This is a genomic window from Kordiimonas lipolytica (assembly GCF_042651265.1).
Lineage (GTDB): Bacteria > Pseudomonadota > Alphaproteobacteria > Sphingomonadales > Kordiimonadaceae > Kordiimonas > Kordiimonas lipolytica.
Map to the genome: position 1 here is coordinate 182,441 of NZ_JBHSCR010000001.1, position 14,366 is coordinate 196,806.

The window sequence follows — 14,366 nt, forward strand, 5'->3', positions numbered from 1 at the left end:
ACAATCTTGCCAAATACGCGACAATCCAAAGGAATTTGGTGCCAAGAAAGCCCCTAAGGCGCCACTGAAGCTACCGACAATGGATCACAAAATTATGTCAAAGAGCACAGCCTTTACCGAAGAGGATGTCTGCAAAGCCATTCGTGACCGTGTGCTGGAACAGCGCCTGGCGCCCGGCACCAAGCTGACGGAAGATTCGCTTTGCTCCATCTTCGGCGTGGGACGGACCACCGTCCGCCGTGCCTTCCTTTTGCTGACCCGCGACAACATCATCGAACTGCAGAAAAACAAGGGGGCCGTGGTCGCAACGCCAAGCCCCGAGGACGCCCGGCAGGTGTTCGAGGCGCGCATCGTGCTTGAGCGCGCCATGCTGGAAAAGGCGACGGCGAATGCGACCACTGATGACATCACCCGCCTGCGCGCCCACCTGGCAGATGAAGAACAGGCCTTGAAGGACGCAGATATCGCCCGCTGGATCCGGCTGACAGGCAAATTCCATATCCTGCTATCGCAGCTTTCGAAAAATGACCTGATGTGCAATTTCCTGGAGCAGCTGGTGTTCCAGACCAGCCTGATCATCGCGCTTTATGGCCGCACAGGCACCGCCCCCAACTGCAAGGGTGGCGACCATGAGCGGCTTGTCGATGCGATCGAGAACCGCAACGCAGTTGAGGCCGGTGATATCCTGACACGCCACCTGGAATCCATTGAGGCCCAGCTGGTGTTCGAAGCCCGGTCGGGTGATCAGGACCTGCACACAATTTTCGCCACCGCGAACGATTGAGGAAACGGCGATGACCGGCGACTATCCACGCGATCTTGTTGGCTACGGCCAGAATGTACCCCAGGCTTCCTGGCCCGGCGGCGCGCGCATCGCAGTGCAGATGGTATTGAACTATGAGGAAGGCGGCGAAAACTGCGTCCTGCACGGTGACAAAGGCGCGGAAACCTTCCTGTCGGAAATCATTGGCGCGCCAACCATTGAAGGCGCCCGCCATATGAGCATGGAATCGCTCTATGAATACGGCAGTCGGGCTGGCGTATGGCGGCTTCTGAAACTGTTTGACGACCACGACATCCCGATCACGGTGTTTGCTGTGGCGACCGCGCTTGAACGACACCCGGATGTAGCACGCGCAATTGTTGCAGCAGGCCATGAAGTCTGCAGCCACGGCTATAAATGGATCAATTACCAGGATGTGCCAGAGGAAGTGGAGCGCGAGCATATCGCCAAGGCGGTCGATATATTGACCAATCTGACCGGGGAACGCCCGCTTGGTTGGTATACAGGCCGCACCGGCCCCAACACCAGCCGCCTGGTGGGTGAATATGGCGGTTTTCTTTACGATTCCGACGACTATTCAGACGACCTGCCCTTCTGGAAGGAATTCGCGGGCGAGCCACAGCTGATCATTCCCTACACACTGGACGCCAACGACATGCGCTTCGCCAGCCCACAAGGTTTCAACTGCGGCGACCAGTTTTTCACCTATCTCAAGGACACATTCGACACGCTGTATGAGGAAGGCGAAACCCACCCAAAGATGATGTCTGTGGGGTTGCACTGCCGCATTGTCGGGCGCGCCGGACGATTCCAGGCACTGAGGCGCTTCATTGAATACGCCAAAAGCCATGACGCTGTCTGGTTCACCCGCCGGATCGACATCGCGCGCCACTGGCGCAAGGTTCATCCCTACAAGGGAACTGATGAAAGGTCTGGCGCATGACAAGCATGAAGCTCAGGGCCAGCCAATGTGACAAGGCCACCTTCATGGCGGCTTATGGCCATATCTATGAGCATAGCCCCTGGGTCGCGGAAGCGACGTGGAAAACAAACGATCCGCAAAACCTCGATACACTCGAAGACCTGTCCGCGGCCATGGCAGCCGTGGTGGACGGTGCAGACGAGGCCGCAAAAATGACGCTGATTTGCGCGCACCCGGATCTGGCGGGCAAGGCTGCGCTCAGGGATGAGCTAACAGCGGAATCCCGGTCCGAGCAGGCTGGCGCAGGGCTTGACCAGTGCAGCGCCGAGGAACTTGAAGAATTCACCCGGCTCAATAGCGCCTACAAGTCCAAATTCGGTTTTCCATTCATCATCGCGGTGAAGGGGCTGGACCGGTATGACATTCTGGCCGCCTTCCGCGCGCGCCTCAATCATGACCGGTCGCAGGAGTATGATGCCGCGCTTGAGCAAATTCACAAGATTGCCCGGCTCCGCCTGGCCGAACTGACATAGTTTTGAGGATCAGCCGATGACACGCATGGATTTCAGCAAGCTCGTTAATCTGGCGCAGCCACGCCTGGGTGCCAAAGTCACCTTTGCTACCGACGATTTCTTCGCCGACAAGGCGCGCCTGATCGACCCGGCGGACCCGGTTTTCATCCCCGGCAAATATGACGATAACGGCAAATGGATGGACGGATGGGAAAGCCGCCGCAAACGCGGCATGGGCCATGACCATGCCATCGTCCGGCTTGGGCAGGCGGGCATCATCCATGGCGTGGATATCGACACCAGCCACTTCACCGGCAACTTCCCGCCAGCCGCGTCCATTGATGCCTGCGTGGCAGAGGGCGATATACCGGGTGAAGATACAGCATGGACAGAAATTGTACCTGCCACGAACCTCAAGGGTGATAGCCACCATATGATCGCGGTCTCATCCGACCAGCCATGGACGCATTTGCGGCTGAACATATTCCCCGACGGCGGCGTGGCGCGCCTGCGCGTGTTTGGCATGATGCACAAGGTCTGGGGCCAGGCGGACAAGGGCAGAACCGTTGACTTGGCGGCCCTAGAAAACGGTGGCCGACCCGTGGTGGCCAATAACGAGCATTTCGGCGTGCTGGCCAACATCATGGCGCCTGGCAGAGGTATCAACATGGGGGATGGCTGGGAAACCCGCCGCCGTCGCGAGCCCGGCAATGACTGGGCCATCATAGCGCTTGGCCACAAAGGCACCATTGAGGACATTCTGGTGGATACTGCCTTCTTCAAGGGCAACTATCCCAGCCATGTCTCGCTGCAGGCAGCGCTGGTGACCGGCGGAACGGACGAAAGCCTGACGGTGGAAAGCCAGTTCTGGCCGGAGCTGATGTCCAAACAGGACTTGCGGGCAGATGACGAACACCCCTTCAAGCCAACAGCAGAGCTTGGGCCCATCAGCCATGTGCGCATCAATATTTTCCCGGACGGCGGGATCAGTAGACTTCGCCTGATGGGAAAACCACATCTGGACTAGGTGACCTGGCGTTCACCGCCCCTTCATCTGGACTGCTTATCATCAATCTCCTGTTCGTGCGTTGTCATGTGCTTTTGTCAGCGTTATGGTATCGACCTGACATGGTTAACAGCGTGATGGAGATCCCGGTGTTCAGAGCATACAGCTTGATTACAGCTCTTCTTTTAGCGACGCTTGGCATGCCCGCCAAGGCGGATGAAATCTTTATCACCGATGATAAGTTCACCACATACATGAAAGACGCCAAACCGGGCGATGTCTTTATCATCGCGCCAGGCCGCTACACCATCAAGCGCTATATCGAACTGACGGCAAATGGCACAAAGGCAGAACCGATTACCATCAAACCATTTGAAGGCGGCAAAGTAATCATTGAGACCGTCGGCGCCATCGGCTTCAAGATCAGTGGATCCAACTGGATCATCGAGGGGCTGGAGTTCAATGGAACCTGCGGCAATCACCAAATGTGCGAACATGCGCTGCAGATCGCCAGCAAAGCCGACAACACAATTGTCCGCCGCAACAAATTCGTGGATTTCAACGCTGCAATCAAAGGCAATGGCGAAATCATCGACGGCCGTCAATATTTCCCGGACGACGTGCTGATCGAAGACAATATTCTATATAACACCACACCGCGGATCACCAACACGCCCGTGACACCGATTGATGTGGTGGGTGGCAGACGCTGGGTGGTCAGGGGCAACTTCATTGCCGATTTTGCCAAAGTTGCCGGATCACCGATAAGCTATGCGGCGTTCCTGAAGGGCAACTCGGATCACGGCCTGTTTGAGAGAAACCTGGTCATCTGCGAATGGCGCCACAGCGGTGGTGTCCGGTTGGGTCTTTCCCTTGGCGGCGGCGGGGTGACTAACCCGGATTATTGCCAGGGTCGGTCCTGCAAGATTGAACACTATAAGGGTGTCATTCGTGGCAATGTCATCATGAACTGTCCGGCCGATGTGGGTATCTATCTGAACAACGCTGCCAGCACCGAAATCACCAACAACACTCTGGTCAACACCGCTGGGATCGATGTGCGTTTCAACGGCAGCTTTGCCACCATCGTCAACAATGTGATCGAGGGCCGCATAAAGGAACGCGACGGCGGTCGTTTTCGTGGATTCGGCAATGTTGTCGTCGAGGATATCGAAGATATCTTTCCCCGCGCAGAGTATTACGATCTGACACCGGAAGATATTGATGATCTTGAAGAGGCCGCATTCGGTTTTGAAGGCCGGGATTATTGCACCGGAAAGCCGCTCGAGAAATGGGTCGGTGCGTTTGACCAGCCGATGAGCTGCAAAATTGCAGATATTTTGCAACGGATTGGCGACGAACGATAAGTTGACCCACCAACCCGTATAAAAAACACTTTCGTCGATTTTCCTGCTTTACCTCTGGAATCGCTCTTTCTAGAGTATCGCCATGATGGGGGCGTTTCAAAAAGGCATCAGGAAAAACTGGCGGTGGCTGTCCATCGCGGCAGGCGCGGCTATTTTGCTGTTCGGCGCGGCCTACTGGTGGAATGATGCCCGCCACAACACACCTGAGGAAGCGGCCTCCACGGAAACCGTGAAACTTAAAGCGCCGCTCCCGGACACAGACCTTGGCCGCCGCATCGACAAGATGCTGGATAAGGGCGATTATCAGCGCGACTTGCCGGAAGTACCGAAACCCCAACAACGCCAGAAGTCCAGCCCGATGCCCGCCTGGCTTGGCAAAGCCATTCTCTATACGCTGGTGGCTCTGGGTATTTTCGCCATCGCAGTATTGATCTGGATTCTCGCAACCGGCAGCACCGCGCCAAAAACCAGAAACTCGATGAGGCAAAGGCCCAGCGCAAAGCCACAAACGCAAGCGACCGGCTCTCACGCCCTGGCACAGCCCGCCTCTCTTGAAGAGGCTGAGCAAGCTGCAAAGGCTGGCAATTTTGGTGAGGCGGTTCGGATGCTGCTGGCCACCGCATTGCTCAGCCTTGCCAAGCGCGAACTGGTGCGCCTTAGGCCCTGGATGACCGGTCGCGAAATCGTGCGGGAATCGAAGCTTGCGACAAAGCCAGCCGATGCGCTGCATTGTCTGGTAGCCACGGTTGAAGCCTATGCCTTTGCCGGCCATACCATTTCACAGCAGACCTATGAGACCTGTTTCCAGCATTATCAATTGCTGATCGGGACCGGAAAGGAGGCGGTGTAATGCAGGCGAACACCAACCAGGCAGCTCCCTTTTCCAACAAGGCCCTTTTCTGGATTCTGTTCCTGGGGATTCTGGCAACTCTTGGTCTGGCAGTCACATCCGTGTTCCAGGGAGACGGTCAGTATGAAACATCTAGCGGCGCCAACAGCTTTTCCAAATCGGCAATAGGCCATGCCGCCTTCGCAAGCCTCGCTGAAAGCGAAGGCTGGCACAGCCTGAAAAGCCAGGGCAACACCAGTGACAAACTTGGCACAGACACGACACTCCTTCTTCTGGAACCCCAAGGCAACAACCGGTCGGGCGAAAGAATTGAGACGTTGATCGACTGGGCCCCGATGCTGGTGGTACTGCCAAAACGGAGAGGTGCGCCTCACCCCTTCAAGGCAGGATGGATTGGTGCGGAATTCCTGATGTCCATGGCCAGCCCACAGAGGGTGGCAGGCTTTCTTGCTGAAGACATCGACGTACTAAGACCTGAAGAGTCCATCAGTGACTGGCAGCACAGCTTTGACCCACAGGCCACACCAGACATCGACAATCTGCAACTTCTGAAATCCGATGCCATCACGCCCATCATCTGGAACGAACACGGCATATTGTTCGGTCGGCTGAACCGGGAATATGAGGAGGAACCAGTCTGGATTCTGGCGGACCCCGACCTGATCGCAACACACGGCCTCGCGCGCGGCTGGAATGCCGCTCTGGCGCTTGACGTGCTTCGCACGGTTTCAGAAGGACGCCAGAGCCTTGTGATCGACGAAGTCATCCACGGCTTCCAGCGCGACCCAAGCCTGGCGCGCGCCATGTTCAGCCATCCCTTTGTTTACGCCACTGTTGCCGCCCTTCTTGCGCTTATCGTGTTCCTTCTGGCGCTCACACGCAGGTTTGGGGCGCCCTGGCGGCGGATGGCTGATGTGAACGACACAAAGGCTGTCTTCATTGAAAATGCTGCCCGTATCCTGCATATCGCGGAAAAAGAACAGGAAGCCCTTGTGCGTCTTGTCGATGACCAGGCGCTTGCAGTTGCACAACACCTGAATGTGCCAGCCGACCTGGCCCGCAACCAGCTGGACCGGTGGCTGGACGAACAATCATCCAAGCGCGGGGTCAACCCCGGCTTCACTACCATCAAACGGCGTATTCTGAGGGTGCGAGACGACGATGACACCAAAAGAAACCGCCTCCTTAATCTTGCCAATCAATTTTACACCTGGAAACAGGAGATCATGAATGACACCAAGTGACATCAAGGCTGCCGGCGAAAGCCTGCGCTATAACGTGAAGAAGGTCATTGTCGGCCAGGACGACGCCGTGGACCTTCTGCTGATCAGCCTGCTTTCAGAAGGCCATATCCTGTTCGAAGGCGTGCCCGGTGTGGCAAAGACCCTGCTCGCACAGGCGTTCTCCGCCAGCCTCGACCTGAAGTTCGGCCGTATCCAGTTCACCCCGGACCTGATGCCCGGCGATGTGCTCGGCACCAACATCTACAGGTTCGAAACCAATGAATTCGCGCTCACCAAAGGCCCGATCTTCACCGACCTGCTGCTCGCGGATGAGGTGAACCGGACACCGCCGAAGACCCAGGCGGCACTGCTGCAGGCGATGCATGAACGCGAAGTCACAATCGACGGCACGGCCTACAGCCTTGGTGACGGTTTCATGGTGATCGCTACCCAGAACCCGATCGAGCAGCAAGGCACCTACCCGTTGCCGGAAGCCCAGCTGGACCGGTTCCTGTTCCAGCACATCCTGGAGTATCCGGACCGCAATGAAGAACGCCGCATTCTAGGCCTGCATGGCCACCGTGCGACCATGCCGTCGGTATCGGAAATGAATGTACATCCAGTCCTCAATCTTGAAAGCCTGCAGGCCATGCGCCGCACCATCGCCGGGCTACAGATCGCTGCCGAGCTTCTCGATTATATCGTGGATCTGGTGCGCGGCACGCGGGAGCATCCGGCTGTACGAGTCGGCGCCTCACCGCGCTGTGGCACCATGATCGCCCGCGCCTCCCGCGCCTCAGCCGCCCTTGACGGCCGTGACTATGTCATCCCGGACGATATCAAACGCATCGCCCTGCCCGCCCTCAGGCACCGCCTGGTCCTCAGCCCTTCGGCAGAGATTGAAGGCATCCGCGCCGGCGATGTGGTCCAGCAACTTCTGGAACAGGTGAAGGCACCCCGCTGATGCGCCCTACCCTCAGGACATTCTGGCTGATCCTGGCTGCGGTCCCGCTGGCGGTGACCCTGCTTGCGATCTCGCCGAGCCTTGTGAACCTGACGGGCTATTATCTTGCACTTTTGGCGTTTCTTTTCCTGATCGACTGGCTCTCCTGCCCACGATCTTCAAAAATCAGCTTCTCGATAGAGGAGCCTGCACAGATCTTTATCGGCGACAGCCGGCCGCTGGTGGTCAGTGCCGAGCGCCACGACGGCACCCCGCTCCCGAAAGTGCAGGTGGCCGTTGAGGTGAGCGATATCCTCGACCAGGAAGCACAAAAGCCGGTGACCATCCCACCCGGCGGCGGCTGGGCTGAGGTCAGCCTGATCCCGCTCAGCCGCGGTACAGCAGTGATCCCCACTGTCTGGTTCCGCTGGTGCGGCCCGCTTGGGCTGGTGCAGCGACAGGTTATGGAAGAACCGGACCTGAAAATTCCGGTATTGCCGAACTTCCAGCTTGCCGCCAAGGGCGCGCAGGAACTGATGGGGGCGGCCTCGGAAGATTTCGGGCCCCGCCCTCACCCGCGCCAAGGCGACGGCAGCGAATTTTCATCGCTTCGGGAATATGTCGCGGGGATGGACCCCAGAACGGTGGACTGGAAACGCTCCGCACGCTATCGCGGGCTTCTGGCCAAGGAATTTGAAGCCGAGCGCAACCACCAGATCATTCTGGCGTTCGACACCGGCCATTTGATGGCGGAACGGCTGGGTGGCCTGACCCGGCTTGACCATATGGTAAATGCAGGCCTTGTGCTGGCTCACTCGGCGCTCAAGGGCGGCGACAGGGTCGGCCTCTTTTCGTTCGACAGCCAGGTTCGGTCATTCGTCAAGCCACTGTCTGGCATTACATCCTTCGCCCATTTGCAGCATTATATGGCAGCCATGCAGTGCGACGTGAGCGAAACCAATTATACGCTGGCGATGACCCGGCTTGCGGAACATCTGACCCGCCGGACACTGGTGATCCTGTTCACGGACTTTGTCGACACCACAACAGCAGAGCTGATGCGCGAAAACCTGAGCCACCTGGCGGTGCATCATTTTGTCGTGTTCGTGGCGCTCAAGGACCCTTATCTGGAACGCGTGTCAAACCGGCCGGTCGAGGATGTGAAGGATATCTCCCGCGCGGCCACCGCAGCCGAGCTTCTGAAGGAAAGAAGACTGCTGTTTTCCAATCTCAGGCGCCAAGGCGTGCTGTGCCTGGAGCCTGAGGCCGCCCATCTTGTCGGTGACGTGATTAACCAGTATCGCACAATCATTAATCAGGAGCTGGTCTGATGGCGCTTGAAGGGACCAAAAGCTTCCAGTTCAGGCAGGAGCGTGAAGCCGGGTGGCAACAGCTCGAAAAGCTGGTGATGCAGGCCGAAAAAAAAGGCATCCGGTCCTTAAGCGCGGCGGATGTGTTTGAACTGCCGCACCTCTATAAAGGGGCGCTTTCAAGCCTGAGCGTGGCGCGGTCGATCTCGCTCGACAAGAATGTGGTCGACTATCTGGAGAATCTCACCACCCGCGCCTATTTCCTTTTGTATGGCCACCAAAGGCCCGCCGGAAAGGCTTTCGCGCGGTTGATGCAATTCTCGGTGCCCGACGCGGTGCGGTCCCTGAAGCAGGAATTTATTGTTGCCTTTGTCGTGATGTTCCTGGGCGTCATGGCCGGCTTTTTCCTGGTGCTACAGAACCCTGATTGGTTCTTCACCTTTATGAACAGGGAACTGGCGGACGGTCGGGTGCCCCGCGCATCGGCGGAAGAGCTAAAGGCCGTCATCTACCCCGCGGAAGACAAGCTGAACAGCCTGGACATTTTCGCCACACAGCTTTTCACCCACAACTCCCAGGTCGGGCTGCTGGCGTTCGCTCTTGGCTTCGCGCTTGGGCTGCCCACTATCTGGCTTCTGTTCCAGAACGGCACCATGCTGGGTGCCTTCCTGGCGCTCCACTATGAAAAAGACTTGCTTTATGAGCTGGGCGGCTGGCTGATCATCCATGGTTCTACCGAGATACTGGCCATCATCCTGTGTGGCGCCGCAGGGCTTGCCATCGCCCGGCACTATGTATTCCCCGGGAAACTGAGCCGAATGGAATCCCTTGCCATATACGGCAAGAAAGCCGCACTCGTGGCATTTGGTTGTATCCTTATGTTCCTTGTCGCTGGCCTTCTCGAGGGCTTTGCCCGGCAGCTCGTCAGCAGTGATACGGGTCGCTACACGATCGGCCTTGGCTTCTTGTTTATTTGGGCACTCTATTTCCTAGGCGTGGGCCGCAACGCGCCCGAAGATGCGTCTGATGATATTGGTGGAAAAGCCTCATGAGCAGGAAACAGCGCAGCTACCGCCCGGCCAGAAAGTCGCGCCGCATCCTGACACCGGAAGGCGTGGCGCTGAATGTGGAACTGGCAGACCGCGGTGACCGGGCAGGCGCCGTGGTGATCGATCTTTTGATCTTGTTCGGCATCATGATTTTGGGGTCGATCGCAATCGCCATCACCACCGGCTGGGCCAACCTTGGGCGGTTCGGGATCATCATGTTCCTGTTGTTCATCTTTGCGCTGAGGAACTTCTATTTCATGTTTTTCGAGCTGAAATGGCAGGGCCAGACACCGGGGAAACGACGCCTGGGCATCAAGGTGATCGACCGGTTCGGCAAGCCGCTTTCATCCGAGGCCATTTTCGCCCGCAACATGATGCGCGAAATCGAAATTTTCCTCCCCATGGGCATTGTCTTTTCAGGCGGCGCGACGGGCGTCTCCGGCGTGATGCAGTTGTTCGCCTTTATCTGGGCTATGCTACTGGTTTTCCTGCCCATGATGAACAAGGACAACCTGCGCGCAGGCGACCTGATCGCTGGCACCATTGTTGTGCGAGAGCCCAAAGTGCTGCTGGCCACCGACATGCTGGATGCTGACGAGAAAATGGCAAGCGCCAAGGAAGCCTACAGCTTTACCACCGCGCAACTGAACGCTTACGGCATCTTTGAACTTCAAACGCTTGAGGAGCTATTGAGGAACCAGTCGGCAGGTGCGTCTGAGAAGCTGAAGACCGCGGGGGAGACCATCATCAAAAAGATTGGCTGGGAAGACCCCGTACTGCCACACCAGATGGACGCTTTCCTATCGGCCTACTATCACGCGCTTCGGAAACACCTTGAAGGCAAGCTTCTGATGGGCAACCGCAAGAAAGACAAGTTCGACACCGGTAATAAAACGACCGACCGCACCTAACGATCAACTGAAGACGTCTTCGATATCCTTGCCGCCTGAGCCGAATTTTTTCCGGTATAGCGACACATAGAGACTGCAGAGCACAGCGGCCTCAAGTGACGCAAGCAAGACAACTAGCACAAGGTCCCGTGCCTGTGCGAGAAAGGGTGTCCACATCATCTTCACCAGAAGCGCTGAGCCGAAGAACATTAGTATCCGCAGGACAAGCAAAACCGCCAGAATGCCGAACACGGGCCAGCCATAGCCCGACACCATCTGCCATGACCACAGACGCCCTCCCCGCCGCCGGTCACCCGATACCAGGGCGGGGATAAGGACGGCTGCGAAAGTCGCGATCATCAAGCCTGGAACAACAAAGAAAACCAAACCAAGCGCCAGTGCAATCTTGTAAATCAGCAGTACCCCAAGCCCAGGCAGCAAATACTGCAGCCCCTGCATCAGTTTTTGTCCGGTAGTTTGGTCCGTCTGGCGCATGGCGTCGAGGCACCATACCGACGCAAAGACCAGATAGGCTGCTTCAAGTAGAGCCCACTGAAGCCCGCCGCCACCGCTGGCCACAATCTGGACAATGGCCGGCATCGAAAGCCCCGGGCCCTTGAAGCTGTCCAGGAAATAGACATAGGAGGCCGGCAGGTAAATGATGAGTGCAAGTCCAATCAGCACGGGAAATACAGACCCGTAGAGTGCCCAGGCTTCCGCGAAAACTGTGCCGATCCGAAGCGGGCCGCCTTCGCCCTCTGCCGAAGCATAGGGCTTGAAGGTGGTTTCCCGCCTGATCTTGCGCTGCACCGGCGGCGGCGCGTCCGGATCTCGAATCTGATCAAGAAAACCTGTGCTCATGCTATTGCTCCGGCTTAGGCAAACACGCTGGCGATTTCGTCAACCGACGTGCCTTCCTTGGCTGCCCGCAAATTGGTGTAAACAGCCGCAACAGCCGACCCCATCAAGCCGTAGACCAGGCTGCCCATGGCGATAGAAATAATCATTATAACCACCGCCAGCGCCGAACCGCCACTGCCCCCAGCAGAGGCCGTCGTACCTAACCCAACCAGGAGCATGCCCAGAAAAATCTGGAACAGCCAAATGGCAATCATGACCACAATAAACGCGCCAAAAACCTGCCACTTGAAGCCGGTCGTCAGATCCTGACTGCGCTTCAGGCCATCAGCCATGCCAAGTTTCTCAGACACGATGGCCGGCACGGTCACCGACAGCATCAGCCAGATAATGATACCGGGAACGAGCAGGAAGATGGACCCGATAAACACAAACACAGACATGACCACGGTAGCAAGGACAACCGGAATTGCAGACCGGACGCCAGCCTTCATCATACCCACTACGGAAGCAGCCCGACCGGCCTGATGCTCGACCGCACCAAAAGTGATGCTGGCCTGGATAACCGCTGCCGCAACCATCATGAGAAGAAAGTTCAGAAAAAACTGACCGGGTGCAACAAGTGGATTAGCGGCCGCTGATTGGCTGATCATGAGGCCGCTTCCCGTGATCAGTCCCACACCGCCAATGATAACCACATAGCCAATGAAGCTTACGACCAGGAACTTGAAGAAGTTGCCAAAATAGGTACCGAATGTTTGCGAAAGGACCTCGCCAATGCGAAATTCCGGTTTTACAGACTCGGCTGAAACGGAGTCGGTCATCGTCTTGTCTCCCCCTGCGACAGAAGACGAATGTTCCCCCCTCGTCTTCGTGTATATTTAACATAACCAAAAAAAGCTTAGGCAGATGTTACAGGATTGGCAAGGGCCCTATGGGCAGGCCGCCTTCACGGCTTCGCGCTTGACGAAAAGGAGCATCCGCAGGTTAAACACATGCGAACCATCTGTTGCGCTCTGGAACGCTGCTCATATTAGGGTAAATACAGCCATGCCACCCAGGCCCCAAGGCAGAGGAAGGGCCCGAAGGGTATTTTTGATGTCGCAATGGGCTGCTTGGTGGCAAACGCAAGGCCGCCGCCATACAGAAGCCCAGCGATAGAGGCCACCAGCAGGACAGGCGGCAACAAGGCCCAGCCCAGCCACATTCCGATGCCCGCCAACAGCTTGGCGTCCCCAATGCCTATGCCATCCCGGCCGCGCACTAATTTGTAGACAGCATTGACCGCCGGAAAAAACACCAACCCGACAACCGCACCGATGAAATGGTCCCAGACAAAAAGACCTGGGCTGGTCGCCACATACATGGCGCCGGTTATGAAAAGGGTCAGTGTCAGAAGGTTTGGCAGGCGAAAGCTGACCAGATCATAGCAGGCTAGGACCCAAAGATTGAAAAACAACAACAGCGATGGCAGCCCGGGAGGGGCTGCCTGAAAGAACAGTAGGCCCGGCAACAGGCATATTAGGCCTGGAACGATTATGACGCCACTTCCCCACCTTGCTTCTGTCATGAATATTCCCTGCGTGACCTGTGTGCCTTTGGTAGCCAGCTTAGACGCTATAAGAAAGCATGAAAACCCTTAGACCCGGCATCGAGTGTGAACAGCACTCACTCCACTAACCAATTCTGACAATTAATGATTATTGGGAAAAATGGCGCACCCGAGAGGATTCGAACCTCTGGCCTCTGCCTTCGGAGGGCAGCGCTCTATCCAGCTGAGCTACGGGTGCGCGGACAGGCTTATATCGGCGCGGACACTACACTCCCCCCCTAGCCGTTGCAAGCCTAAATGCGCTTGCCCGCCAACCTCCGCCGAATCTTTGCGCCATCCCGCCAACAACCGCTCACTCGAAACAGCTGAATCATTTTAACGACTGTCATTAATTTAAAGTTTTACGCGGGGAATCACCCTATTCCGGGCGCATAATACAGGCGTGAGACCAATTTTTTATTCAATCAATTCAGTGCCTTGCACCCAATTTTCCCCATTGGATAAAATTTTATCTTTTTTATTACCACTGGTTAACGGGCTATCACTATAACACACGGTTAAATATCGCGGTTTTCAGTCTTGCTCGTGAGGCCGCATGGAACATTCTAGAATAATGGATGGAAACATGTTGAAGAATTTTAGCACTTTCTTGGTTGCGACCCTGGTTCTGAGTTTCACTTTCGCGTCTGCGCCTGCATCGGCCGCTGACGACATGAAAAGCTGGAAGATCGCGGTGATCAAAGCGGTCGCAAAAAATCAGCGTTACCCACGTTCCGCCATTGCGCGGGAAATCGAAGGCAAGGCAAAGGTTCGCCTCGTTGTTTCTGCGGACGGCACGATCACCAGCCACGAAATTCTGGAAGAAACCGGCCAGAGCATTCTGGACAGTGAAATCCCGAAACTGGTTGAAAAACTGAATCCGCTGCCTGCGCTGCCTGGCGGCGAGCAGGAACTGTCCTTCGTTCTGCCTCTGAACTGGACACTGAACTAAGATTTTTCGTTCCGAGTAAAAATACTATTCGTTTCGAGTAGAAAATGGCTTCCGGTTCCGGGAGCCATTTTTGCGATCCCTCCCCCAAAGGCCGCTTTGAAAAATTCAG

Annotated in this window: 15 protein-coding genes and 1 tRNA gene; 12 read left to right on the forward strand and 4 right to left on the reverse strand. The window is 56.6% G+C overall.

Going from position 1 to position 14,366, the window contains the following annotated elements:
* Window positions 1-94 precede the first annotated feature (94 nt).
* From ACFO5Q_RS00825 to ACFO5Q_RS00875, 11 genes are all read left to right on the forward strand, one after another.
* Window positions 95-784 (forward strand): GntR family transcriptional regulator, encoded by a 690-nt coding sequence (locus ACFO5Q_RS00825; protein WP_197421224.1) that lies wholly within the window; start codon window positions 95-97, stop codon window positions 782-784.
* Window positions 785-794: 10 nt separating this feature from the next.
* Complete coding sequence (puuE, locus tag ACFO5Q_RS00830) at window positions 795-1,727, forward strand: allantoinase PuuE (protein ID WP_068150812.1); 933 nt, start codon at window positions 795-797, stop codon at window positions 1,725-1,727.
* A complete protein-coding gene (gene uraD, locus ACFO5Q_RS00835) occupies window positions 1,724-2,239 on the forward strand; it encodes a 2-oxo-4-hydroxy-4-carboxy-5-ureidoimidazoline decarboxylase (RefSeq protein ID WP_068150815.1) in 516 nt (171 codons plus the stop codon). Before puuE ends, uraD begins: the two co-directional genes overlap by 4 nt.
* 16 nt (window positions 2,240-2,255) lie before the next feature.
* Window positions 2,256-3,245 carry an allantoicase gene (gene alc / locus ACFO5Q_RS00840; protein WP_068150818.1) on the forward strand — a complete coding sequence of 330 codons (990 nt, stop codon included), beginning with the start codon at window positions 2,256-2,258 and terminating at the stop codon, window positions 3,243-3,245.
* A 128-nt stretch (window positions 3,246-3,373) separates the two neighbouring features.
* A complete protein-coding gene (locus tag ACFO5Q_RS00845; protein ID WP_197421226.1) occupies window positions 3,374-4,591 on the forward strand; it encodes a right-handed parallel beta-helix repeat-containing protein in 1,218 nt (405 codons plus the stop codon).
* A gap of 82 nt (window positions 4,592-4,673) precedes the next feature.
* The gene (locus ACFO5Q_RS00850) at window positions 4,674-5,441 is read left to right on the forward strand and encodes a DUF4129 domain-containing protein (RefSeq protein WP_068150823.1); all 768 of its coding nucleotides are present in this window, start codon (window positions 4,674-4,676) and stop codon (window positions 5,439-5,441) included.
* A complete protein-coding gene (locus ACFO5Q_RS00855; RefSeq protein WP_068150826.1) occupies window positions 5,441-6,685 on the forward strand; it encodes a DUF4350 domain-containing protein in 1,245 nt (414 codons plus the stop codon). Before ACFO5Q_RS00850 ends, ACFO5Q_RS00855 begins: the two co-directional genes overlap by 1 nt.
* Window positions 6,672-7,628 (forward strand): AAA family ATPase, encoded by a 957-nt coding sequence (locus tag ACFO5Q_RS00860; RefSeq protein ID WP_068150832.1) that lies wholly within the window; start codon window positions 6,672-6,674, stop codon window positions 7,626-7,628. The genes ACFO5Q_RS00855 and ACFO5Q_RS00860 overlap by 14 nt, the downstream gene beginning before the upstream one ends.
* On the forward strand, window positions 7,628-8,938 hold the full coding sequence (locus ACFO5Q_RS00865) for a DUF58 domain-containing protein (RefSeq protein WP_068150835.1): 1,311 nt from the start codon (window positions 7,628-7,630) through the stop codon (window positions 8,936-8,938). Before ACFO5Q_RS00860 ends, ACFO5Q_RS00865 begins: the two co-directional genes overlap by 1 nt.
* On the forward strand, window positions 8,938-9,969 hold the full coding sequence (locus tag ACFO5Q_RS00870) for a stage II sporulation protein M (protein WP_068150839.1): 1,032 nt from the start codon (window positions 8,938-8,940) through the stop codon (window positions 9,967-9,969). Before ACFO5Q_RS00865 ends, ACFO5Q_RS00870 begins: the two co-directional genes overlap by 1 nt.
* Complete coding sequence (locus ACFO5Q_RS00875) at window positions 9,966-10,877, forward strand: RDD family protein (protein WP_068150843.1); 912 nt, start codon at window positions 9,966-9,968, stop codon at window positions 10,875-10,877. Before ACFO5Q_RS00870 ends, ACFO5Q_RS00875 begins: the two co-directional genes overlap by 4 nt.
* 3 nt (window positions 10,878-10,880) lie before the next feature.
* Here the strand turns inward: ACFO5Q_RS00875 and ACFO5Q_RS00880 are convergent, their stop codons facing one another.
* The 4 genes from ACFO5Q_RS00880 to ACFO5Q_RS00895 all read right to left on the reverse strand — a co-directional run bounded on the left by ACFO5Q_RS00880 (window position 10,881) and on the right by ACFO5Q_RS00895 (window position 13,504).
* Window positions 10,881-11,717 carry a hypothetical protein gene (locus tag ACFO5Q_RS00880; protein ID WP_068150845.1) on the reverse strand — a complete coding sequence of 279 codons (837 nt, stop codon included), beginning with the start codon at window positions 11,715-11,717 and terminating at the stop codon, window positions 10,881-10,883.
* Window positions 11,718-11,731: 14 nt separating this feature from the next.
* Window positions 11,732-12,538, reverse strand: a complete 807-nt coding sequence (locus tag ACFO5Q_RS00885; RefSeq protein ID WP_068150847.1) for a hypothetical protein — start codon at window positions 12,536-12,538, stop codon at window positions 11,732-11,734.
* Window positions 12,539-12,747: 209 nt separating this feature from the next.
* The gene (locus ACFO5Q_RS00890) at window positions 12,748-13,284 is read right to left on the reverse strand and encodes a prepilin peptidase (RefSeq protein ID WP_068150852.1); all 537 of its coding nucleotides are present in this window, start codon (window positions 13,282-13,284) and stop codon (window positions 12,748-12,750) included.
* Between the two features lie 143 nt (window positions 13,285-13,427).
* Window positions 13,428-13,504 (reverse strand) — tRNA-Arg (locus ACFO5Q_RS00895).
* A 387-nt stretch (window positions 13,505-13,891) separates the two neighbouring features.
* Between ACFO5Q_RS00895 and ACFO5Q_RS00900 the strand changes: the two genes are divergently transcribed.
* A complete protein-coding gene (locus ACFO5Q_RS00900) occupies window positions 13,892-14,257 on the forward strand; it encodes an energy transducer TonB (RefSeq protein WP_082720027.1) in 366 nt (121 codons plus the stop codon).
* Window positions 14,258-14,366 lie beyond the last annotated feature (109 nt).

Bases quoted from the DNA above. Each gene is read 5' to 3' on its own strand.
- ACFO5Q_RS00850 (WP_068150823.1), top strand. From the start codon at position 4,674: ATGATGGGGGCGTTTCAAAAAGGCATCAGGAAAAACTGGCGGTGGCTG.
- ACFO5Q_RS00825 (WP_197421224.1), top strand. From the start codon at position 95: ATGTCAAAGAGCACAGCCTTTACCGAAGAGGATGTCTGCAAAGCCATT.
- ACFO5Q_RS00900 (WP_082720027.1), top strand. From the start codon at position 13,892: ATGTTGAAGAATTTTAGCACTTTCTTGGTTGCGACCCTGGTTCTGAGT.
- ACFO5Q_RS00865 (WP_068150835.1), top strand. From the start codon at position 7,628: ATGCGCCCTACCCTCAGGACATTCTGGCTGATCCTGGCTGCGGTCCCG.
- ACFO5Q_RS00880 (WP_068150845.1), bottom strand. From the start codon at position 11,717: ATGAGCACAGGTTTTCTTGATCAGATTCGAGATCCGGACGCGCCGCCG.
- ACFO5Q_RS00885 (WP_068150847.1), bottom strand. From the start codon at position 12,538: ATGACCGACTCCGTTTCAGCCGAGTCTGTAAAACCGGAATTTCGCATT.
- ACFO5Q_RS00890 (WP_068150852.1), bottom strand. From the start codon at position 13,284: ATGACAGAAGCAAGGTGGGGAAGTGGCGTCATAATCGTTCCAGGCCTA.
- uraD (WP_068150815.1), top strand. From the start codon at position 1,724: ATGACAAGCATGAAGCTCAGGGCCAGCCAATGTGACAAGGCCACCTTC.
- ACFO5Q_RS00855 (WP_068150826.1), top strand. From the start codon at position 5,441: ATGCAGGCGAACACCAACCAGGCAGCTCCCTTTTCCAACAAGGCCCTT.
- puuE (WP_068150812.1), top strand. From the start codon at position 795: ATGACCGGCGACTATCCACGCGATCTTGTTGGCTACGGCCAGAATGTA.
- ACFO5Q_RS00870 (WP_068150839.1), top strand. From the start codon at position 8,938: ATGGCGCTTGAAGGGACCAAAAGCTTCCAGTTCAGGCAGGAGCGTGAA.
- alc (WP_068150818.1), top strand. From the start codon at position 2,256: ATGACACGCATGGATTTCAGCAAGCTCGTTAATCTGGCGCAGCCACGC.
- ACFO5Q_RS00860 (WP_068150832.1), top strand. From the start codon at position 6,672: ATGACACCAAGTGACATCAAGGCTGCCGGCGAAAGCCTGCGCTATAAC.
- ACFO5Q_RS00875 (WP_068150843.1), top strand. From the start codon at position 9,966: ATGAGCAGGAAACAGCGCAGCTACCGCCCGGCCAGAAAGTCGCGCCGC.